Consider the following 20,161-nt stretch of genomic DNA (forward strand, 5'->3'; position numbering starts at 1 on the left):
ACTGGCAAGCCCTGCTGACACTCAGGGTTTGGGTTTGCGCAACGACTTGCCGGGCCGCTTTTTTACAACGGATACGCCGTAGTCGTTCTTCAGGACATCGACCACGTCTTCAAAGAATTTGGCTTTCAGATTCGCCAGCGCCAACTGCTCCTCAAGCTCCTTAATTCTCTGCTCGGGAGTTAATGGCAAAGTAGGCTCGTCCATCGGTCGGACCCTCTGGGAGCGAATGGAAGCGCCTTGGCTCCAGTCCTGTCGACCATGCTTGCGTAGCCAGACCAACACCGTCGACCGACCCTGAATCCCGTAGCGCCGTTGAGCCTCTTTATAACTCAACTCGCCTTTTTCGACCTGATCGACAACCGACAATTTAAAAGTCAGCGTGTAATCGCGTTGACTGCGTTTTATGCCCGTATCCATTGCACCTTCCTGATGAGAAGTCAGAAGGTGTAAACCTTATTCAGGACGGAACAGGGCATAAAAAAAGGCCACCCGAAGGCAGCCTTTAAAAACTAGAGAGGTTTTTTGCTTACACGGCCGCAACAGGACGCATGTAAGAGATCGGTGCGGTGCTGGCGTCTTCGAAAGTCACGACTTCCCAAGCATCTGTCTGCTCAATCAACTTGCGCAGCAGCTGGTTGTTCAATGCATGTCCGGACTTGAAGCCCTTGAACTCACCAATCAGGCTATTGCCCAGCAGGTAGAGGTCACCAATGGCATCGAGGATCTTGTGCTTCACGAATTCGTCTTCATAGCGAAGGCCGTCTTCGTTCAGTACGCCATCCGCGTCGACCACAATAGCGTTTTCAACGCTGCCGCCGAGTGCGAGGTTGTGCTTGCGCAGGTACTCGATGTCACTCATGAAACCAAAGGTACGGGCGCGGCTGACTTCTTTTACGAACGAAGTGCTGGAAAAATCCACGCTTGCACTTTGTGTGCGGTTACGGAAAACCGGGTGATCGAAATCGATCTCGAAGCTCACTTTGAAACCTTCGAAAGGGACGAAAGTGGCGCGCTTGTCGCCGTCTTCCACTGTCACTTCCCGCAGGATCCGGATGAACTTCTTGGCCGCGTCCTGTTCTTCCAGGCCGGCCGATTGAATCAGGAATACGAAAGGTCCAGCGCTACCATCCATGATCGGGACTTCGGACGCGGAGAGCTCGACGTAGGCGTTATCGATGCCCAGGCCAGCCATGGCCGAGAGCAAGTGCTCCACCGTATCCACTTTGACGTCACCGTTGACCAGCGTGGTCGACATCGTGGTTTCGCCAACGTTTTCCGCGCGAGCAGGAATCTGCACCACAGGGTCCAGATCGGCACGAACAAACACGATGCCGGTGTCGATAGGTGCAGGCTTGAGGGTCAGGTATACCTTCTCCCCGGAGTGCAGGCCTACACCTGTGGCACGGATAATATTTTTCAGTGTGCGTTGTTTAATCATGGCTTGGGCCGCTTCAGCGCAAATTGCGAACTGGTATCAACAAAGGCTGGCGATGATAGCAGACCATGCCTTTGCTGAACACCAATCACCTTCATAGCCCTGATACATTCCATCAATCAGCCTGACGACGCAGGAATGCCGGGATGTCCAGGTAGTCCAGATCGTCTTGTGGATTCATCTTCGCGGCAGTCGCAGCACCAGCCTGAGCCTGGTTGCGCATGACGGTCGGACGGTCCAGGTCACGGTAGTTCACAGCAGGCGCTTCCTGACGCGAAGGCGCTTGTTGCTGCGGCTGCGAAGCCACGGACGTGTGCATGGTGTTGTCGATAACCTTGACAGGCTTCTCGATTTTCGCGCCCAGACCCGTGGCAACCACGGTTACGTGCAGCTCGTCGCGCATGTCCGGATCGATAACGGTACCGACCTTGACCATCGCGTGCTCGGAAGCGAAGGCTTCGATGATGCTACCCACGTCGGAGTACTCACCCAGGGACAGGTCAGGACCGGCGGTGATGTTCACCAGGATGCCGCGTGCACCTTGCAGGTTCACGTCTTCAAGCAACGGGTTGCGAATGGCCGCTTCGGTGGCCTCGCGTGCACGGTTCGGACCGCTGGCGCAGCCAGTGCCCATCATCGCCATGCCCATTTCGCTCATGACAGTCCGTACGTCGGCAAAGTCGACGTTGATCATGCCTGGGCGCTTGATGATGTCGGAGATACCGCGAACGGCACCGGCCAGTACATCGTCAGCCTTGGCGAAAGCCGACAGCAGGCTTGCGTCTTTACCGAGGATGGTCAGCAGCTTCTCGTTGGGAATGGTGATCAACGAGTCGACGCTTTCAGACAGCAGACGGATACCTTCGTCGGCGATCTGCATACGCTTGCGGCCTTCGAACGGGAACGGACGGGTCACCACCGCAACGGTGAGGATCCCCATTTCCTTGGCCACTTCGGCAATGATCGGCGCAGCACCGGTACCGGTACCGCCGCCCATGCCAGTGGTGATGAACACCATGTTGGTGCCCTGCAGGACTTCGGCAATGCGCTCACGGTCTTCGAGAGCGGCCTGACGACCTACTTCAGGGTTGGCGCCGGCGCCCAGACCTTTGGTCACACCGGTACCCAGTTGCAGGATGGTCCGCGCGCCGATGGATTTCAGCGCCTGGGCATCAGTGTTGGCGCAGATGAATTCAACGCCTTCAATGTTGCTCTTGACCATGTGGTTGACAGCGTTGCCGCCGCCTCCGCCAACACCGATAACTTTAATAACCGGGCTTGCGGGGATGTTGTCTACGAGTTCGAACATTTTCCCTCTCCTTTACATTCTCTAGTTTTTTCGCCTACTGCTTTTGCTGCTTGTCGCTTGTAGCTTGCCGCTTGAAACTGCTTCGTCAGAAGTTGCCTTGCACCCAGCTCTTGATGCGATCGAGCAAGGCGGGTTTGGCTTCTTCATTGCTGTAACTGTCGCGGCTGCTGATGCCCGAGAACGAAATCCCGTCGGACTGCTTTTGCAGGCCGTACATCAACAGGCCAACGCCAGTGGAATAAATCGGGTTGCGGACCACGTCATCCAGGCCCTTGACGCCGTGCGGCACGCCCAGGCGGACTGGCATGTGGAAGATCTCTTCGGCCAGTTCGACCGCGCCTTCCATTTTCGACGTACCGCCGGTCAGCACGATGCCGGCCGGGATCAGGTCTTCGTAGCCGCTGCGACGCAGTTCGGCCTGGATCAGCGTGAACAGCTCGTCGTAACGCGGCTCGACCACTTCGGCCAGGGCCTGGCGGGACAGCTCGCGCGGTGGACGGTCGCCCACGCTTGGGACCTTGATGGTTTCCCCGGCACCGGCCAGTTTGGCCAGGGCGCAGGCGTAGCGAATCTTGATTTCTTCGGCGTACTGGGTCGGGGTGCGCAACGCCATGGCGATGTCGTTGGTCACCTGGTCGCCCGCAATCGGGATCACGGCGGTGTGACGGATCGCGCCTTCGGTGAAGATCGCGATGTCGGTGGTGCCGCCGCCGATGTCCACCAGGCACACGCCCAGTTCTTTCTCGTCGTCGGTCAGGACCGAGTAGGCCGAGGCCAGTTGCTCGAGAATGATGTCGTCGATTTCCAGGCCGCAGCGGCGCACGCATTTTTCAATGTTCTGTGCGGCATTGACGGCGCAGGTGACCACGTGGACCTTGGCTTCCAGACGTACGCCCGACATGCCCAGCGGCTCACGAACGCCTTCCTGGTTATCGATCACGTAATCCTGCGGCAGGGTGTGCAGCACGCGCTGGTCAGCCGGGATCGCCACGGCCTGGGCTGCATCGAGGACGCGTTCAAGGTCGGCGGCGCTGACTTCGCGATCACGAATCGCCACGATGCCGTGGGAGTTCAGGCTGCGGATGTGATTGCCGGCCACGCCGACGAACGCCGAGTGGATCCGGCAACCGGCCATCAGCTGCGCTTCTTCGATGGCGCGCTGGATCGACTGCACGGTGGACTCGATGTTCACCACCACGCCTTTCTTCAGGCCGCGGGACGGATGAGTGCCGATCCCGACGATTTCGAGCGTGCCGTCGTCCGAGACCTCGCCGACCAGCGCCACCACCTTGGAGGTGCCGATATCGAGACCGACGATCATTTTGCCGCTTTGCACGTTTGCCATGGGTCCTGCCTCTTCTTAATTCTTCGCGACAGCGGGTTGGGCTGTCGTGGGCGCTACAGGTTCCCGCCAGCCAACAGCGAGGCCGTTGGCGTAGCGCAGATCGATGCGCGCAATGTTCGTAATCTGTTCTTTAAGCGTCTTGTCGTAGATGGCAATGAAGCGGCGCATCTTTTCCACCAGGTTGCCGCGTCCCAGCAGCAGTTCGATCCCCGGGCCAGAACTACCGGCACCGGTGGTCAGGAACCAGCTGCCTCGTTCACGCAATTCCAGGCGTGCAATCGAGAAGCCCAATGGCCTGAGCATCTGGCTCAGCACCTGGTATTGCTGCATCACTTGCTGCTGGGCCCGTTGTGGGCCGAACAGCTGTGGCAAGTGTTCGTAGTTCGCCAGCTCACGCGGGGTGAACGCCTGGCCCTGGTTGTTCAACAGCGACTCGTCGCCCCAACGGGCCACCGGCAGCTGTTCTTCCAGGCGAATCACCACCTGGTCCGGCCACACCCGACGCACTTCGGCGTGGGCAATCCATGGCATCGTTTCCAGCTCGGTGCGCATGCTCTCCAGGTCGATGGTGAAGAAGCTCGACGCCACGTACGGGGCGATCCGCTGCTGCACCGCTTGCTGGCTGATGTAACTCAAATCGCCCTGCACATTGATCTTGGTGATCGGCCGGTCGGCGTAGGGCAGCAAACGCTGCGCGCCTTCGTAAGTGCCGAAACCCAGCGCAACCAACAGCACCGGCCAGAACAAGGCTTTGAGAAAACCAAAATTGGCTTTCGGCAGGCGCGCAGACATCGGCTCTTTGGCCACCATTCGGCTGGCACCCCGCGGCACCGGCTTGCGGCCGGGTGGTGCGGGGGGCTGATGTCTCAACTGAGCGCCTTGCATGGTCTTACCCTCGCGGCTCAATGCTTGCGGCCAAAATCGCCAGGACCAATTGCTGGAAATCCAGACCGGCAGCACGGGCCGCCATCGGCACCAGGCTGTGATCGGTCATGCCCGGTGCGGTGTTGACTTCCAGGAACCAGAATTGCCCATCGGCGTCCTGCATCACGTCTGCCCTGCCCCAACCGGCAATACCCAGCGCCTCACAGGCTTTGGCCGTCAGGTCCATCAGTTCTTTTTCTTTGTGGCTGTCGAGGCCACACGGGATCCGGTACTGGGTATCGGAAGCCACGTACTTGGCGTCGTAGTCGTAGAAGCTGTGCGTCGTGCCCAGGGCAATCGGTGGCAACACCTGGTCACGCAGGGTGGCGATGGTGAACTCCGGACCTTGAATCCATTGCTCGACCAACACTTGCGAATCGTAGGTAGCGGCCGCTTTCCAGGCGTCGATCAACTCCGACGCGGAACTCACTTTGGCCATACCGATACTTGAACCTTCATGGGCCGGTTTGACGATCAAAGGGAAGCCCAGTTCCGTCGCCGCCGAAATACAATCGGCCTCAGAACTCAGTACGGCGTGGCGTGGCGTCGGAATCCCGAGGCTGTGCCAGACCTGCTTGGTACGCAGCTTGTCCATGGCCAAAGCCGAAGCCAGGATGCCGCTGCCGGTGTAGGGAATGCCCAGGCATTCGAGCAGGCCCTGCATGCTGCCGTCTTCACCGCCACGACCGTGGAGAATGATGAAGGCGCGATCGATTTTTTCGTTGAGCAAACGCTGCAACAGGTCATCGCCGACGTCGAGGCCGAACGCATCCACACCGGCGCTTTGCAGCGCTTCGAGAACGGCGTTACCCGACTTCAGGGACACCTCACGCTCGGCACTCTTGCCGCCGAACAGCACGGCGACGCGGCCGAAGTCTTTCGGCGCGAGGGTGGAGACGAGGTTGGCGTAAGCAGCAGTCATTTCAACTTCCCCACCGCAGGCGCGGCAACCGCACCCACGAACAACGGACTGTTCAACAATTTCGGCGCAAGGCCGCCGATATCACCGGCGCCCTGGCACAGCAGGATGTCGCCGGCACGCAGCAGCGGCTTGACGATTGGCGCGAGGTCGACACCGCGCTCGATGTAGATCGGGTCCAGCTGACCGCGCTGGCGGATGCTGTTGCACAGCTTGCGGCTGTCGGCGCCCGGGATCGGTTCTTCACCGGCCGGATAGACTTCCATCAGCAGCAGCACGTTGGCGTCGGCCAATACATTGACGAAATCGTCGTACAGGTCGCGGGTGCGGCTGTAGCGGTGCGGCTGGTACACCATCACCAGACGACGCTCCGGCCAGCCACCGCGTACGGCTTTGATCACTGCTGCGACTTCGGTCGGGTGGTGACCGTAGTCATCGACCAGCATCACGTTGCCGCCGTCTACCGGCAGTTCACCGTAGACCTGGAAGCGTCGGCCGACACCCTGGAACCCGGACAGGCCCTGGACGATGGCTTCATCGCTGACACCCTCGTCGGAGGCGATGCAAATGGTCGCCAAAGCGTTCAATACGTTGTGATTGCCCGGCATGTTCACCGAGACATCCAGCGGCTCGCGCTCAGGACGCAGCACGGTGAAGAAGGTCTGCATGCCTTGCTGGCGCACATTGATTGCGCGCACGTCGCAGTCGTCGCCGAAGCCATAGGTCACCGTCGGGCGTTTGACCAGCGGCAGGATTTCGCGCACCACCGGATCGTCCAGGCACACCACCGCCAAACCGTAGAACGGCAGGTTGTGCAGGAACTCGACGAAGGTTTTCTTCAGTTTGTTGAAGTCACCGTCGTAGGTCGCCATGTGGTCGGCGTCGATGTTGGTGACCACGGCCACCAACGGCTGCAAGTGCAGGAAGCTCGCATCGCTTTCGTCGGCTTCGGCGATCAGGTAACGGCTGGTGCCAAGCTGGGCATTGGTGCCCGCGGCATTCAGACGGCCACCGATGACGAACGTAGGGTCCAGGCCACCAGCGGCGAACACCGAAGCGATCAGGCTGGTCGTCGTGGTTTTGCCGTGCGTGCCGGCGACGGCGATGCCGTGGCGATAGCGCATCAGCTCGGCGAGCATTTCGGCACGGGGCACCACCGGGATCCGGCGTTCCAGGGCGGTGGCGACTTCCGGGTTGGAAGTGTTCACGGCACTGGACGTAACCAGCACATCGGCGTTCGCGGCGTTCTCGGCGCGGTGACCGATATAGATGTGCGCGCCAAAGGATTCCAGGCGCTCGGTCACCGGCGATGCTTTGAGGTCGGAACCGGACACTTCATAGCCCAGGTTCAACAACACTTCGGCAATACCGCACATGCCCACGCCGCCGATGCCGACGAAGTGGATGCGGCGGATGCGGCGCATTTCCGGGTGCGGCATGGCTTTCTGATTCTCAACCATGGGCCACCTCCAGGCAGGTGTCGACAACGTTACGGGTTGCATCAGGTTTCGCCAGGCGGCGGGCCGCGTTGGCCATGTCATTGAGTCGTTGCGGTTGCATCAGGACCTCTGTCAGGCGTGCGGCAAGATCTGCGGCGCCAGTCGTTCTTTGCGGCATCAGGAAGGCAGCGCCTTCACGGGCCAAATATTCGGCGTTGCGGGTCTGGTGATCGTCGATTGCGTGGGGCAAAGGCACCAGCATCGAGGGCAGACCGGCGGCGGCCAGTTCACTGATGGTCAACGCGCCGGCTCGGCACACCACCAGGTCGGCCCAGCCATAGGCTTGGGCCATGTCTTTGATGAAAGGCTGCACTTGCGCCTCGACGCCAGCCTCGCGATAGCGCTGCGCAGTCACTTCATCGTGGTTTCTGCCGGCCTGATGAAACACTTCCGGGCGCAGGTCGGCGGCGACTTGCGACAGGGCTTCAGGCAGCAACTTGTTCAACGGTTCTGCGCCCAGGCTTCCGCCCAGGATCAGCAAACGCGCCTTGCGACCGGCCAGAGCGGGTCGCGGTGTGTCGAGGAACAGTTCGGTGCGCACCGGGTTACCGGTGGTCCGACGGCTGTCCGACAGGGTAAAGGTGTCGGGGAACGCTTCACACACCCGGGCGGCCAACGGCATGAGCAACCGATTGGCGGTACCGGCGACGGCGTTCTGCTCGTGAACGATGACCGGCACGCCAGACAATTTGGCCGCAACACCGCCAGGGCCCGTCACATAACCGCCAAAGCCGACCACACACACCGGCCGCAGCTTGCGAATGATCGCCCGCGCCTGCCAGATCGACTTGAGCAACATGAACGGTGCCTTGAGCAGCGACAGATTGCCCTTGCCCCGCAGGCCAGTGGCATTGATGCGATGCAGTTCCAGACCGGCGGCCGGGACCAGGTCGTTTTCGATGCCGCGCGGGGTGCCAAGCCAATGCACGGTGTAACCGCGGGCCTGGAACTCACGAGCACAGGCCAGCGCCGGGAACACGTGCCCGCCGGTGCCGCCCGCCATGATCAATACATTAGCGCCCATGGGGTGGCTCCTCGGCGAAGTCACTCTCATGGAACTCCATCTCTTCACTGCCCAGGTGGGTTCGACTCTCCCACTCAATGCGCAGCAACAAGCCGAGACAGGCACAGCAGATCACCAACGAGCTACCGCCATAACTGAGGAACGGCAGGGTCAGGCCCTTGGTCGGCAGCAGGCCGACGTTCACCCCAATGTTGATCAGGAATTGACCAATCCACAGGAACGACAAGCCGTAGGCCACATACGCCGCAAAAAACTGCTTGGCCTTCTCAGCCCACAAACCGATGTACATGCCACGAATACAGACGAAGACGAACAGCGCGACGGTGCACAAGGAGCCCACGGCCCCCAGTTCTTCGGCCAGGACCGAGAACACGAAGTCGGTATGCGCTTCCGGCAGGTAGAACTGTTTCTGCACGCTGTTGCCCAGGCCAACGCCCAGCCATTCACCGCGACCAAACGCAATCAAGGCTTGCGACAACTGATAGCCGGCACCGAACTGGTCGGCCCACGGATCCGCGAAGTTGGTCAGGCGCGCCATTCGATACGGCTGCACCTGAATCAACAACACCACAGCCCCGACCGCCAGCACCACCATCAAGGAGAACCGGAACAGCCCGACCCCACCGAGGAACAGCATCGCCGCCGCCGCGCCCATCATTACAACGGTGGCACCGAAGTCCGGTTCCATCAGCAACAGACCGGCCATTGGCAGCAGCACGATGAATGGCTTGAAGAAGCCCATCCAGCTCTCGCGCACTTCTTTCTGCCGACGCACCAGGTAACCGGCGAGGTAAATCACCACGAACACCTTGGCGATCTCGGATGGCTGCACGTTGAAGAAACTGAACCCGATCCAGCGCATCGAACCGTTCACTTCGCGGCCGATGCCGGGGACGATCACCATCACCAGCAGGCCGAACGCACCAATCAGCATCAGCCAGCCCAGGCGTTGCCAGGTGGCGATCGGAATCATCATGGTGACGATGCAGGCAGCGAGACCCAACACGATGTAGATCAGGTGGCGAGTCATGTAGTACAGGGCACTGCCCGACTGCACGGCCGCCACTTCGGTCGAGGCCGAGGCGATCATGACCAGCCCCAGGCCGATCAACGCCAGGCAACCGACGAGCATCGGGAAGTCGAGGTCGATACCGCGCCCGGTGATGATTGGCGATGGATACGGCTTGATGATATTTCGCAGGCTCATGCCAGATCCTCCACAGCGCGGACGAACTGGTGACCACGGTCTTCGTAATTCTTGAACATGTCGAAACTGGCGCAGGCCGGGGACAGCAGCACCACATCGCCCGGGTGCGCAGCGGCGCGGCATTGCTCGACGGCTTCGACCAGCGAGCCGACGCGAATCAGCGGCACGGCGTCGCCAATGGCCTCGCCGATCTTGTCGGAATCGCGGCCCATCAAAATGACCGCGCGGCAGTTGACCGCTACCGGATCGCGCAGATCCTTGAACTCGGCACCCTTGCCATCGCCACCGGCGATCAGCACGACCTTGCCGTCGATGTCCGCGCCCAGGCCTTCGATGGCGGCCAGTGCGGCGCCGACGTTGGTGGCTTTGGAATCGTTGTAGTAGCCGACGCCATCCAGATCACGGACCCATTGGCAACGATGTTCCAGGCCGGCGAAGGTGCGCAGGCTCGACAGCATCGCGTCGAACGACAGGCCGACGGCGTGACCCAGCGCCAATGCCGCCAGGGCGTTGGACTGGTTATGGGCGCCACGAATCTTCAACTCGCGCACCGGCATCAGGTTCTGGAATTCGAAGGCCAGGTACTTCTCGCCGTCCTCTTCGCGGATACCGAATGCCTTGAAATCGGGTTTGCTCAAACCGAAGGTCCAGCATGGCTGGCCCTCGCCCATCAGCGGACGGCTCAAGGCGTCCTGACGGTTGACTACAAACTGTTTGGCCCCGCGGAAGATCCGGTGCTTGGCCAGGTGATAGGCCGGCAGGCCGCTGTAGCGGTCCATGTGGTCTTCGCTGACGTTAAGCACAGTCGCCACTTCGGCGTTGAGTTGATCGGTGGTTTCGAGCTGGAAGCTCGACAGTTCCATCACGTACAACTCGACGTCGTCGCTGAGCAAATCCAGCGCCGGCGTACCGAGGTTACCGCCGACCGCCACACGCTTGCCTGCCGCCGCAGCCATCTCACCAACCAGGGTGGTAACGGTGCTTTTCGCGTTGGAACCGCTGATGGCGACAATCGGCGCCTTCGCGTTACGCGCGAACAGCTCGATGTCGCCGGACAATTTCACGCCACGGGCGGCGGCAGCCTGCAGGGCCGGGGTCGCCAGCGCCAGGCCGGGGCTCACGTAGAGCTCGTCGGCGCGGCACAGGAACTCGACGTCCAGCTCGCCACAACGCACTTCCACGTGCGGATAGTCACGCTTGAGCGTGGCCAGTTCCGGTGGATTTTCCCGCGTATCGGCCACGGCAAACGACGTGCCCCGGTTCGCCAGGAAGCGAACCAGGGACATGCCGCTCTTGCCGAGGCCGACAACGATGCGGAAGTGGTCAGAAGCGATCAGAGACACTCGTTCTACCTCAGCTTCAGGGTGGCAAGGCCGACCAGTACGAGAATCACGGTGATGATCCAGAAACGGACGATCACGCGCGGCTCAGGCCAGCCCTTGAGTTCAAAGTGGTGGTGGATCGGTGCCATGCGGAACACGCGGCGCCCGGTCAACTTGAAGGAAGCTACCTGGATGACCACCGACAGGGTTTCCATCACGAACACGCCGCCCATGATGAACAGGACGATTTCCTGACGGACGATCACTGCGATGGTGCCCAGGGCTGCGCCCAGCGCCAGTGCGCCGACGTCGCCCATGAAGACTTGCGCCGGATAGGTGTTGAACCAGAGAAAGCCCAGGCCCGCCCCGATCAAGGCGCCGCAGAATACGATCAGTTCACCCGCGCCCGGTACGTAAGGGATCAGCAGGTATTCAGCGAATTTCACGTTACCGGACAGGTAGCAGAAGATCCCCAGGCCGCCACCGACCATCACGGTCGGCATGATCGCCAGGCCATCGAGGCCATCGGTCAGGTTGACCGCGTTGCTCGAACCGACAATCACGAAATAGGTCAGGACCACAAAACCTGCGCCCAGTGGAATGCTGTAATCCTTGAGCATCGGCAGGATCAGGGTGGTTTCCACCGGGGTGGTCGCGGTCATATAAAGGAAGAGCGCCGCGGCCAGGCCGAACACCGACTGCCAGAAATACTTCCAGCGGCTTGGAAGGCCTTTGGAGTTTTTCTCGATCACCTTGCGGTAGTCGTCGACCCAACCGATGGCGCCGAACAGCAAGGTCACCAACAGCACGGTCCAGACATAGCGGTTGCTCAGGTCAGCCCAAAGCAGCGTACTGACGCCGATGGACGACAGGATCAGTGCGCCGCCCATGGTCGGGGTGCCCGACTTGGACAGGTGCGATTGCGGACCATCGTTGCGAACGGACTGGCCGATCTGACGGTTCTGCAACGTGCGGATCATCCACGGGCCATAGCACAGCGACAAAACCAACGCGGTCAGCACACCGAGGATCCCGCGCAGGGTCAGGTACTGAAAGACCGCGAAGCCTTTGTGGAACTGTTGCAAGTACTCCGCTAACAGCAGCAGCATTAATGTTTCTCCAGACTGGACCCGCACAAAGCGGCGACGATGTTTTCCATCGCAGCGCTGCGCGAGCCCTTGATCAAAATAGTGGTGTTTGTATCTTGCTCGGCGCCCAGGGCCTCGATCAGTTCAGCCTGAGTGCTGAAGTGCCGGGCCTGCGGGCCGAATGCGTTCACGGCGTGAGCCATCATTGGCCCGACTGCGTAAAGCGCAGAAACCTTGCCACGGGCGTACTCGCCCACGTCGCGGTGCCCCTGCTCCGCCCAGTCGCCCAACTCGCCGATATCCCCGAGCACCAGAACGGTGCGGCCGGAAAAGCCGGCGAGTATATCAACGGCAGCGCACATGGAGGTGGGGTTCGCGTTGTAAGTGTCATCAATCACGCGCATGCCGTTGGTCGCCAGTTGCGCAACGGTGCGGCCCTTGACCGGTTGTACCGCGCCAAGGCCGGTGGCGATGCCGAACAGCGACACGCCCAGGGCATGGGCAGCCGCGGCGGCGGCCATGGCGTTGGCGACGTTATGGGTGCCGAGCAGGTTCAGTTGCACCCGCTCCACACCTTCGGGGCTGTGCAGGTTGAACGCCGGGCAACCGCGGGCATCGCGGTCCAGATCGCTGGCGTAGAAATCGGCACTGGGGTTGTTCAGGGCAAAGGTCAGCACTTTGCGACCGGCAGCACGGGTCTTCCAGATGCCGAACGCCTTGTCGTCGAGATTGAGCACGGCGACGCCATCGGCCTCCAGCCCTTCAATAATCTCGCCCTTGGCTTCTACGATTTTGTCCGGCCCGCCGAACTCGCCGACGTGGGCGGTCCCTGCGTTATTAAGAATGGCCACGTGGGGCTTGGTCATGCCCACGGTGTAGGCAATTTCGCCCAGGCGCGAAGCACCGAGTTCAATCACGGCGGCGGTATGTTCCGGCGCCAGTTCGAGCAGGGTCAGCGGTACGCCGAGGTCGTTGTTCAGGTTGCCACGGGTCGCATGCACCGGACCGCGGGTGCGCAGGATGCTCGCGAGCATTTCCTTGACCGTGGTCTTGCCGCTGGAACCGGTAACGGCCGCGACCGGGTTGTTATAGGCCGCACGGTTCAGCGCGCCCAACTGGCCGAGGGCCTGGCGCGTATCTTTCACAATGAGCTGCGGCAGCGTGCTGTCGGCGACTTCACGCTCGACCAACGCCGCTACGGCGCCTTTGGCGGCTACGTCATTGAGGTAGTCATGACCATCGAAGCGTGGACCGGTCAGGGCAATAAACAGCTGGCCTGGCTTGATTGCACGGCTGTCGATGCTGACACCGTCGAAACTGGCGTCGGCAGCCACCAGGCGCGCCTTCAGCACGCTGGTCAGCTCGCTCAGTTTCAAGGCTTTAAGCATGGGCCACCTCCCACGCGGTCAAGGCGTGATCGGCCTCGACCAGATCGGAGAACGCATGGCGCTCGCCGTTGATTTCCTGATAGTCCTCGTGACCTTTGCCGGCCAGGACAATGACGTCATCCGCCGAGGCACTGGCGATCAACTGGGCAATCGCCTGGCCACGGCCAGCCACGAAGGTGACGTTATCCACAGCCGTGAAGCCGGCGCGGATGTCGTCGAAAATGACGGACGGGTCTTCGGTGCGCGGGTTGTCGTCGGTGACCAGCACGCCATCGGCCAGGCGCTCGACCACTTCGGCCATCAGCGGGCGCTTGCCGCGATCGCGATCACCGCCGCAACCGAACAGGCACAACAACCGGCCTTTGGCGTGTGGACGCAGGGCCATCAAGACTTTTTCCAGCGCATCCGGGGTATGGGCGTAATCGACCACCACCAGTGGCTGAGTACCGCCGCCCAAGCGCTGCATGCGACCGGCCGGGCCTTCGAGTTTCGGCAGGACCTTGAGGATTTCGTCCAGCGCGTAGTCCAAGCCGAGCAAGGCACCGACCGCAGCCAGGACGTTGCTCAGGTTGAAACGACCGAGCAAGGTGCTGCGCAAATGGTGCTCGCCCTGGGGCGTGACCAACGTGGCGCGCACGCCTTCGTCGTCGAACTGCGCTTCGCGGCAATACAGGTAGGCGCTGGCGTCTTCCAGGCTGTAGGTGATCAAGCGCGACTCACGTTTATCAGCCGCGAGTTCACGGCCGAATTCGTCGTCGAGGTTGATCACCCGGCACTTCAGATCGTTCCAGGCAAACAGCTTGGCCTTGGCTTCGCCATAGGCCTGCATGGTGCCGTGGTAATCCAGATGATCCCGGGACAGGTTGGTCATCACCGCCACATCGAACGCCAAGGCGGTCACGCGCCCCTGATCCAGACCGTGGGAAGACACTTCCATGGCCACGGCTTTGGCGCCGGCCTTTTTCAGGTCGGCGAGGGTCGCCTGTACGGCAATCGGGTTTGGCGTGGTGTGCAGGCCGCTTTCCAGCGCGCCGTAGAAACCGGTGCCCAGGGTGCCGACGATGCCGCAATGTTGGCCGAGCAGATCCAGGGCTTGCGCAACCAATTGGGTCACGCTGGTTTTGCCGTTGGTGCCGGTCACGCCGACCAGGTTCAGGTGGCGGCTCGGGTCGCCATAGAAGCGCCCGGCAATGTCCGACAACTGCGCCGCCAGGCCTTTGACCGGAATCAGCGGCGCATCGGTAATCGGCAGCACGGTGGCGCCTTCGACTTCATAAGCCACGGCAGCCGCACCGCGCTGCAAGGCATCGGCAATGTGCGCGCGCCCGTCGAACTTGCCGCCCGGGACCGCAAGGAACAAGTCCCCTGCCCGCACATTGCGGCTGTCGAGGGTCAGTTCGCGGATCAACAGATCACGACCGGCGTGGGCAAAAATTTTATTCAGACTCAGAGACATCAGCCGCGCCCTCCATTGGCTTTCAGCGGAACGACCGGTGCTGCGTTGGCCTGTTGGGTCGGCGGCAGGTTGTCCGGGGTGATGTTCATCAGGCGCAAGGTCCCGGACATCACTTTGCTGAACACCGGCGCCGATACCAGGCCACCGAAGTAACCGGCCTTGGTCGGTTCATCGATGACTACGACGATGGCGAAACGCGGATCGCTCATCGGGCCGAAACCGGCGAACAGCGAGCGATAGGAATTCTCGGCATAGCCTTTGGTGCCCACCGAGGTCTTACGCGCAGTACCCGACTTGCCGGCCACGTGATACGCCGGCACCTGCGCACGGAATACACCGCGTGGGGCCTCGATCACCTGGGTCAGCATGCCTTGCATGGTTTTGGCGACGTTTTCCGGGATCACCTGGGTGGTCTGCGGCGGCTTGTCTGTCTTGATCAGGGTCAGCGGCGCAATGCGACCGTTGTTAGCCAGTGCCGAGAAGGCGTGGACCAACTGGATCGCCGTCACCGAAATACCGTAGCCGTACGACAGCGTGGCGGTTTCAGCCTTGCGCCATTCGCGGTAGTTCGGCAGGTTGCCGACGCGTTCGCCCGGGAAGGCGAGGCCGGTGTCCTGGCCAAGGCCGACTTTCTGCGCCAGGCGGAAAATGGCTTCGCCGCCGATATCGAACGCGACCTTACTCATGCCGACGTTGCTGGAGTTGATCAGGATGCCGGTCAGGTCGAGCACCGGGCCTTCGGACTTCGATACGTCCTTGATGGTGTACTTACCAATCTGCAAGGTACCCGGATAGACCTCGACGGTGTCGCTCGGCTTCCAGCGCCCGGTTTCCAGGGCGGCACTCATGGAGATCGCCTTCATGGTCGAACCGGGTTCGAACACGTCGATCATCGCGCGGTTACGCATCATCGCCGGTTGCAGGTTGCGACGGTTGTTCGGGTTGTAGGTCGGCTGGTTGACCATGGCCAGGATTTCGCCGCTCTTCACGTCCATGATCACCAGGCTGCCGGCCTTGGCGCCGTTCTCGATGATCGCGTTGCGCAGTTCGCGGTTGGCCAGGTATTGCAGGCGCAGGTCAATGGACAACGCCAAGGGCTTGCCGGCCTTGGCGTTTTTGGTGACCTGGACATCCTTGATCAGTCTGCCGCGCCGATCCTTGATGACCTGTCGCTTGCCGGCGACCCCGGCCAGCCATTCGTCGTAGGCCAACTCGACGCCTTCGCGCCCGTGATCATCGATGTCGGTAAAGCCGACCATGTGCGCGGTGACTTCGCCGGCAGGATAGAAACGGCGGAACTCTTCGATGCCGTAGACGCCGGGCACTTTCAGGTCGAGTACCGACTGGCCCTGCTCGGGGGTCAAGCCGCGCACCAGATAGATGAATTCTTTGTTGGCCTGGGCTTCGAGGCGCTCGCTCAGGGCTTTGGGGTCCTGGCCCAGCGCGGCGGCGAGTGCCGGCCACTTCTCTTTGGCCAGTTGCATTTCCTTGGCGTTGGCCCACAGCGTGGTGACCGGGGTACTCACGGCCAACGGCTCGCCGTTACGGTCGGTGATCAGACCACGGTGAGCCGGAATAGGAATGTGACGAACGCTGCGCGCATCGCCCTGACCTTTGAGGAAGTCACGGTCGACCACTTGCAGGTCGATGATGCGCCAGCAGATTGCGGCGACCATGATGCCGAGCAAACCCAGCACCACGCGGAACCGCCAAGGGAAGAGTGCACCTTCGATTTTCATCATGGCGCCACCATCCGTACTTCAGCGGCACCAGGGATGCGCATTTTCAGTTGTTCGGTGGCCAGCACTTCGATACGGCTATGGGCGGTCCAGGTGCTCTGTTCGAGAATCAACCGGCCCCACTCGGCCTGCGCCTTGTCGCGCACGCTCAACTCGTTGTACAGCGAGTTCAACAGCTGGCGGTTCCAGTGGGCGCTGTAGGACACGCCGATGGCAGACACGAGCACGCCGATGAACAGCAGCATCATGAAAAAGCTTCCGCCGGGAAGTGGCTTGGCGAAAAGCTTGCTCACCGCAGCTTCTCCGCGACGCGCATGATGGCGCTACGAGAACGTGGGTTGGCTTTGAGTTCGGCCTCGGAGGCGGACTGCGCTTTGCCATGGACTTTGATTTTCGGTTCGAAAGCGACGTGACGGACCGGCAGGTTGCGCGGCAGGTTGTCGGCTTCGCCTTTCACCAGCTTGCGCATGAACAGTTTGACGATGCGGTCTTCCAGGGAATGGAAGCTGATGACCACCAGGCGACCGCCGATTTCCAGGCTTTCCAGCGCCGCTTCGAGGCCGGCCTCCAGATCGCCCAGTTCGTTGTTGACGTGAATACGCAGGCCCTGGAACGCGCGGGTGGCCGGGTTCTTGCCCTTTTCCCACGCCGGATTGGCGACTTTCAGGACTTCTGCCAGGTCGGCAGTGCGCTCGAACGGCTTGATGTCGCGGCGCTCGGCCACGGCACGGGCCATGCGGCCGGAGAAACGTTCTTCGCCGTATTCCTTGAACACCCGGGCGATTTCTTCCACCGGCGCGGTGTTGACGAATTCGGCCGCACTGATCCCGCGGGACGGGTCCATGCGCATGTCCAACGGGCCATCGTTGAGGAAACTGAAGCCGCGTTCAGGGTCGTCGAGCTGCGGCGACGACACGCCGAGGTCAAGCAAAACACCGCTGACCTTGCCGGCCAGACCGCGTTCGGCCACTTCCGACCCCAGCTCGGCAAAGCTGCGCTGCACAACGACAAAGCGGCCGTCTTCGGCCGCTAGCGTTTGCCCGGTGGCAATCGCTTGAGGATCCTTGTCAAATCCGAGCACCCGGCCATCGGGGCCGAGCTGGCTGAGGATCAACCGGCTATGTCCGCCGCGTCCGAACGTGCCGTCCAGATAGCAGCCATCAGGACGTACGGCGAGAGCCTCCACGGCTTCGTCGAGCAGTACGGTGATGTGGTTAAAGCCGCTATCAATAGTCACAGGATCAAATCACGCAGTTCATCAGGCATGGCGCCCGGTTGTTGAATAGCAGCCAGGTCAGCGGCAGAAACCGCATCCCAGGCATCCTCGTCCCATAATTGGAACTTGTTCAGTTGGCCCACCAACATTGCGCGCTTATCCAACTTGGCATATTCACGCAGACGCGGCGGAACCAGAAAACGACCACTGCCATCGAGTTCGAGGTCGACGGCATTACCAATCAGCAAACGTTGCAGGCGGCGGTTCTCTTCGCGAAGCGAAGGCAGTGCGCGCAGTTTGGTTTCAATAATTTCCCACTCATCGAGGGGATAAACACACAAACACGGATCAACGGCATCGATTGTCACGATCAATTGACCGGAACTGCGCGAAACCAACTCGTCACGGTACCGGCTCGGCATAGCGAGACGGCCCTTTGCATCGAGACTGATTGCGTTAGCTCCGCGAAACACGTCTGCGTTTCTCCAATTTTTAGCGTTTTGAGCTCAAAAAACCCACTTCATGCCACTTTCCGCCACTTGCGCACACTATAGGAATGCGCCCACCACACCGTCAAGGCGCGGATTAAAGGAAAAGCCTTACAGAACGGAGATTTAGGAGCGTAAAAGCAGGGGTAACGAGAATCTTGCGTTTGTTTTTGACCAATAACTTGATTCAGCACGGATGGCTGCGCTCGAAAGTTAAAGTAGTTTGTTAAGAGTAAGATTTTTTCGGTATTACGACGGAGGGTCTGCTGGTGTTTAAGTACGGAGGGAAATCGGTGTCGCGGGGAGATTTGTAAAGTGCTGTCAGTACAGGCTAATGAATATCACAAAAGCCTGCCATCAGCACCTGCCTGATGATTCAGGCAGGGAATGAAAAAGGTGGAGAGTCGATCTGTAAGCCGGGTTCTGTCTTGAACAGTCATTCGTCTACGATGGCCATCACTGGACATCTTTAGCAACCTACCCGGTCCCAGCGCGGGCCACGCCTTGGGACCCTATTTGGTCTTGCTCCAAGTGGGGTTTACCTAGCCACGAACTGTTGCCAGTCGCGCGGTGCGCTCTTACCGCACCTTTTCACCCTTACCGGCGCTTGAGCGCTTAGGCGGTTATTTTCTGTGGCACTTTCCGTAGGCTCACGCCTCCCAGGCATTACCTGGCACTTCGCCCTATGGAGCCCGGACTTTCCTCCCCCCCCTAATTTTCATAGAGGGCAGCGACTGTCCAATCGACTCTCCGGCGCAAAGGTTAACGGCAGAGCGCCCGAAGAACAAGCGCTAAACGCCTTTGGCCGCTCCTGCACGTCAGGTTTCTACTCGCTCTTCTGCTGATCCAGCGCAACTTGATACAGCACATTCTTGCGCTCGCCGGTAATTTGCGCCGCCAAGGCTGCCGCACGCTTGAGCGGCATTTCTTCGAGCAACAGATTGAGGATGCGCATGGCTTCGCTGCTGACCGCATCCTCCGTCTCCGGTGCCGACCAACCGGCCACCAGCACCACGCATTCACCGCGCTGCTGATTGCTGTCGGACTCGACGAATTCGCGCAACTCGGCGAGCGGCAGCCCCTTGAGCGTTTCGAAGGTTTTCGTGATTTCCCGGGCCAGCAACGCCGGACGCTCGCCGCCGAACACCAGTTCCATGTCTTGCAGACATTCAAGGATGCGGTGCGGAGCTTCGTAGAAAATCAGCGTACGCGGCTCCTCCTTGACCAATTCCAGGCGCGCCCGGCGCCCCACGGCCTTGGCCGGCAGGAAGCCTTCGAAGATAAAGCGATCCGACGGCAGACCCGCCGCCGACAGCGCCGCAATCAAGGCACAGGCGCCCGGCACCGGCACCACATTGATCCCCGCCGCACGCGCCTGACGCACCAGGTGATAACCCGGATCGGAAATCAGCGGCGTCCCGGCATCAGAGATCAACGCCACATCGTCGCCGGCCAGCAGGCGCGTAATAAAACGGCTACCTTCATCGCGCTCATTATGCTCATGGCAGGCTGCCAGCGGCGTCGGGATACCGAAGTGCTGCATCAAACGCTGGGAGTGACGCGTGTCTTCGGCGGCAATCAATGCCACCTCACGCAGGATTTTCAGCGCACGGGCGCTGATGTCGTCCAGGTTGCCGATGGGCGTCGCCACCACATAAAGCGAGCCAGCAGCGGAATTCAAAGCACCTGGAGCAGTCAAAGCGCACACCTCATGATCGGTAAAAGTCGCCATTGTAACGCGTAGAGACACTTGCGATACGCGCAAGCCACCCTCGGTTTTGCGACCTTTTGTGCAGTTGCGC

At 60.8% G+C, this 20,161-nt stretch carries 17 protein-coding genes, 1 other RNA gene and 1 pseudogene; all 19 read right to left on the bottom strand.

What is annotated here, in order from left to right; all coding sequences use genetic code 11:
* A pseudogene (locus tag FQ192_RS25900) lies at window positions 1-417 on the bottom strand (IS3 family transposase); the annotation flags it as partial.
* Between the two features lie 109 nt (window positions 418-526).
* Window positions 527-1,438 carry a UDP-3-O-acyl-N-acetylglucosamine deacetylase gene (gene lpxC / locus FQ192_RS25905; RefSeq protein WP_054045542.1) on the bottom strand — a complete coding sequence of 304 codons (912 nt, stop codon included), beginning with the start codon at window positions 1,436-1,438 and terminating at the stop codon, window positions 527-529.
* A 112-nt stretch (window positions 1,439-1,550) separates the two neighbouring features.
* Entirely contained in the window at window positions 1,551-2,744 is a 1,194-nt protein-coding gene (ftsZ, locus tag FQ192_RS25910; RefSeq protein WP_033061342.1) for a cell division protein FtsZ, read from the bottom strand.
* 85 nt (window positions 2,745-2,829) lie between these two features.
* Window positions 2,830-4,089: a cell division protein FtsA gene (ftsA, locus tag FQ192_RS25915; protein ID WP_054045544.1), complete on the bottom strand. Its 1,260-nt coding sequence runs from the start codon at window positions 4,087-4,089 to the stop codon at window positions 2,830-2,832.
* A 15-nt stretch (window positions 4,090-4,104) separates the two neighbouring features.
* On the bottom strand, window positions 4,105-4,974 hold the full coding sequence (locus tag FQ192_RS25920) for a cell division protein FtsQ/DivIB (RefSeq protein WP_054045546.1): 870 nt from the start codon (window positions 4,972-4,974) through the stop codon (window positions 4,105-4,107).
* Window positions 4,975-4,978: 4 nt separating this feature from the next.
* On the bottom strand, window positions 4,979-5,935 hold the full coding sequence (locus FQ192_RS25925) for a D-alanine--D-alanine ligase (protein WP_149661086.1): 957 nt from the start codon (window positions 5,933-5,935) through the stop codon (window positions 4,979-4,981).
* Window positions 5,932-7,392 (bottom strand): UDP-N-acetylmuramate--L-alanine ligase, encoded by a 1,461-nt coding sequence (murC, locus tag FQ192_RS25930; RefSeq protein ID WP_149661087.1) that lies wholly within the window; start codon window positions 7,390-7,392, stop codon window positions 5,932-5,934. The genes FQ192_RS25925 and murC overlap by 4 nt, the downstream gene beginning before the upstream one ends.
* Window positions 7,385-8,455 carry an undecaprenyldiphospho-muramoylpentapeptide beta-N-acetylglucosaminyltransferase gene (gene murG, locus FQ192_RS25935; RefSeq protein ID WP_149661088.1) on the bottom strand — a complete coding sequence of 357 codons (1,071 nt, stop codon included), beginning with the start codon at window positions 8,453-8,455 and terminating at the stop codon, window positions 7,385-7,387. The genes murC and murG overlap by 8 nt, the downstream gene beginning before the upstream one ends.
* A complete protein-coding gene (gene ftsW / locus FQ192_RS25940) occupies window positions 8,445-9,662 on the bottom strand; it encodes a putative lipid II flippase FtsW (protein ID WP_149661089.1) in 1,218 nt (405 codons plus the stop codon). Before ftsW ends, murG begins: the two co-directional genes overlap by 11 nt.
* On the bottom strand, window positions 9,659-11,005 hold the full coding sequence (gene murD / locus FQ192_RS25945; RefSeq protein WP_149661090.1) for a UDP-N-acetylmuramoyl-L-alanine--D-glutamate ligase: 1,347 nt from the start codon (window positions 11,003-11,005) through the stop codon (window positions 9,659-9,661). The genes ftsW and murD overlap by 4 nt, the downstream gene beginning before the upstream one ends.
* Window positions 11,006-11,010: 5 nt before the next feature.
* On the bottom strand, window positions 11,011-12,093 hold the full coding sequence (gene mraY / locus FQ192_RS25950) for a phospho-N-acetylmuramoyl-pentapeptide-transferase (protein WP_149661091.1): 1,083 nt from the start codon (window positions 12,091-12,093) through the stop codon (window positions 11,011-11,013).
* Window positions 12,093-13,460 (bottom strand): UDP-N-acetylmuramoyl-tripeptide--D-alanyl-D-alanine ligase, encoded by a 1,368-nt coding sequence (gene murF / locus FQ192_RS25955; RefSeq protein ID WP_149661092.1) that lies wholly within the window; start codon window positions 13,458-13,460, stop codon window positions 12,093-12,095. The genes mraY and murF overlap by 1 nt, the downstream gene beginning before the upstream one ends.
* Entirely contained in the window at window positions 13,453-14,916 is a 1,464-nt protein-coding gene (locus FQ192_RS25960) for a UDP-N-acetylmuramoyl-L-alanyl-D-glutamate--2,6-diaminopimelate ligase (RefSeq protein WP_149661093.1), read from the bottom strand. Before FQ192_RS25960 ends, murF begins: the two co-directional genes overlap by 8 nt.
* Window positions 14,916-16,658 (bottom strand): penicillin-binding protein 2, encoded by a 1,743-nt coding sequence (locus FQ192_RS25965; RefSeq protein WP_149661094.1) that lies wholly within the window; start codon window positions 16,656-16,658, stop codon window positions 14,916-14,918. The genes FQ192_RS25960 and FQ192_RS25965 overlap by 1 nt, the downstream gene beginning before the upstream one ends.
* Window positions 16,655-16,948, bottom strand: coding sequence for a cell division protein FtsL (ftsL, locus tag FQ192_RS25970; protein WP_133840304.1), 294 nt, complete (start codon window positions 16,946-16,948; stop codon window positions 16,655-16,657). Before ftsL ends, FQ192_RS25965 begins: the two co-directional genes overlap by 4 nt.
* Complete coding sequence (rsmH, locus tag FQ192_RS25975; RefSeq protein WP_169373143.1) at window positions 16,945-17,892, bottom strand: 16S rRNA (cytosine(1402)-N(4))-methyltransferase RsmH; 948 nt, start codon at window positions 17,890-17,892, stop codon at window positions 16,945-16,947. Before rsmH ends, ftsL begins: the two co-directional genes overlap by 4 nt.
* Window positions 17,889-18,344 (bottom strand): division/cell wall cluster transcriptional repressor MraZ, encoded by a 456-nt coding sequence (gene mraZ, locus FQ192_RS25980; RefSeq protein WP_008147486.1) that lies wholly within the window; start codon window positions 18,342-18,344, stop codon window positions 17,889-17,891. Before mraZ ends, rsmH begins: the two co-directional genes overlap by 4 nt.
* A gap of 411 nt (window positions 18,345-18,755) precedes the next feature.
* Window positions 18,756-19,109, bottom strand: an RNA gene (gene rnpB / locus FQ192_RS25985) — RNase P RNA component class A.
* Window positions 19,110-19,185: 76 nt separating this feature from the next.
* Entirely contained in the window at window positions 19,186-20,091 is a 906-nt protein-coding gene (gene rsmI / locus FQ192_RS25990) for a 16S rRNA (cytidine(1402)-2'-O)-methyltransferase (protein ID WP_178129237.1), read from the bottom strand.
* Window positions 20,092-20,161: the final 70 nt, after the last annotated feature.

The organism is Pseudomonas sp. ANT_J12 (assembly GCF_008370045.1).
GTDB lineage: Bacteria > Pseudomonadota > Gammaproteobacteria > Pseudomonadales > Pseudomonadaceae > Aquipseudomonas.

Bases quoted from the DNA above. Each gene is read 5' to 3' on its own strand.
- ftsW (WP_149661089.1), bottom strand. From the start codon at position 9,662: ATGAGCCTGCGAAATATCATCAAGCCGTATCCATCGCCAATCATCACC.
- FQ192_RS25925 (WP_149661086.1), bottom strand. From the start codon at position 5,935: ATGACTGCTGCTTACGCCAACCTCGTCTCCACCCTCGCGCCGAAAGAC.
- ftsA (WP_054045544.1), bottom strand. From the start codon at position 4,089: ATGGCAAACGTGCAAAGCGGCAAAATGATCGTCGGTCTCGATATCGGC.
- FQ192_RS25960 (WP_149661093.1), bottom strand. From the start codon at position 14,916: ATGTCTCTGAGTCTGAATAAAATTTTTGCCCACGCCGGTCGTGATCTG.
- murC (WP_149661087.1), bottom strand. From the start codon at position 7,392: ATGGTTGAGAATCAGAAAGCCATGCCGCACCCGGAAATGCGCCGCATC.
- rsmI (WP_178129237.1), bottom strand. From the start codon at position 20,091: ATGGCGACTTTTACCGATCATGAGGTGTGCGCTTTGACTGCTCCAGGT.
- murG (WP_149661088.1), bottom strand. From the start codon at position 8,455: ATGGGCGCTAATGTATTGATCATGGCGGGCGGCACCGGCGGGCACGTG.
- ftsZ (WP_033061342.1), bottom strand. From the start codon at position 2,744: ATGTTCGAACTCGTAGACAACATCCCCGCAAGCCCGGTTATTAAAGTT.
- murF (WP_149661092.1), bottom strand. From the start codon at position 13,460: ATGCTTAAAGCCTTGAAACTGAGCGAGCTGACCAGCGTGCTGAAGGCG.
- FQ192_RS25920 (WP_054045546.1), bottom strand. From the start codon at position 4,974: ATGCAAGGCGCTCAGTTGAGACATCAGCCCCCCGCACCACCCGGCCGC.
- FQ192_RS25965 (WP_149661094.1), bottom strand. From the start codon at position 16,658: ATGATGAAAATCGAAGGTGCACTCTTCCCTTGGCGGTTCCGCGTGGTG.
- lpxC (WP_054045542.1), bottom strand. From the start codon at position 1,438: ATGATTAAACAACGCACACTGAAAAATATTATCCGTGCCACAGGTGTA.
- mraY (WP_149661091.1), bottom strand. From the start codon at position 12,093: ATGCTGCTGCTGTTAGCGGAGTACTTGCAACAGTTCCACAAAGGCTTC.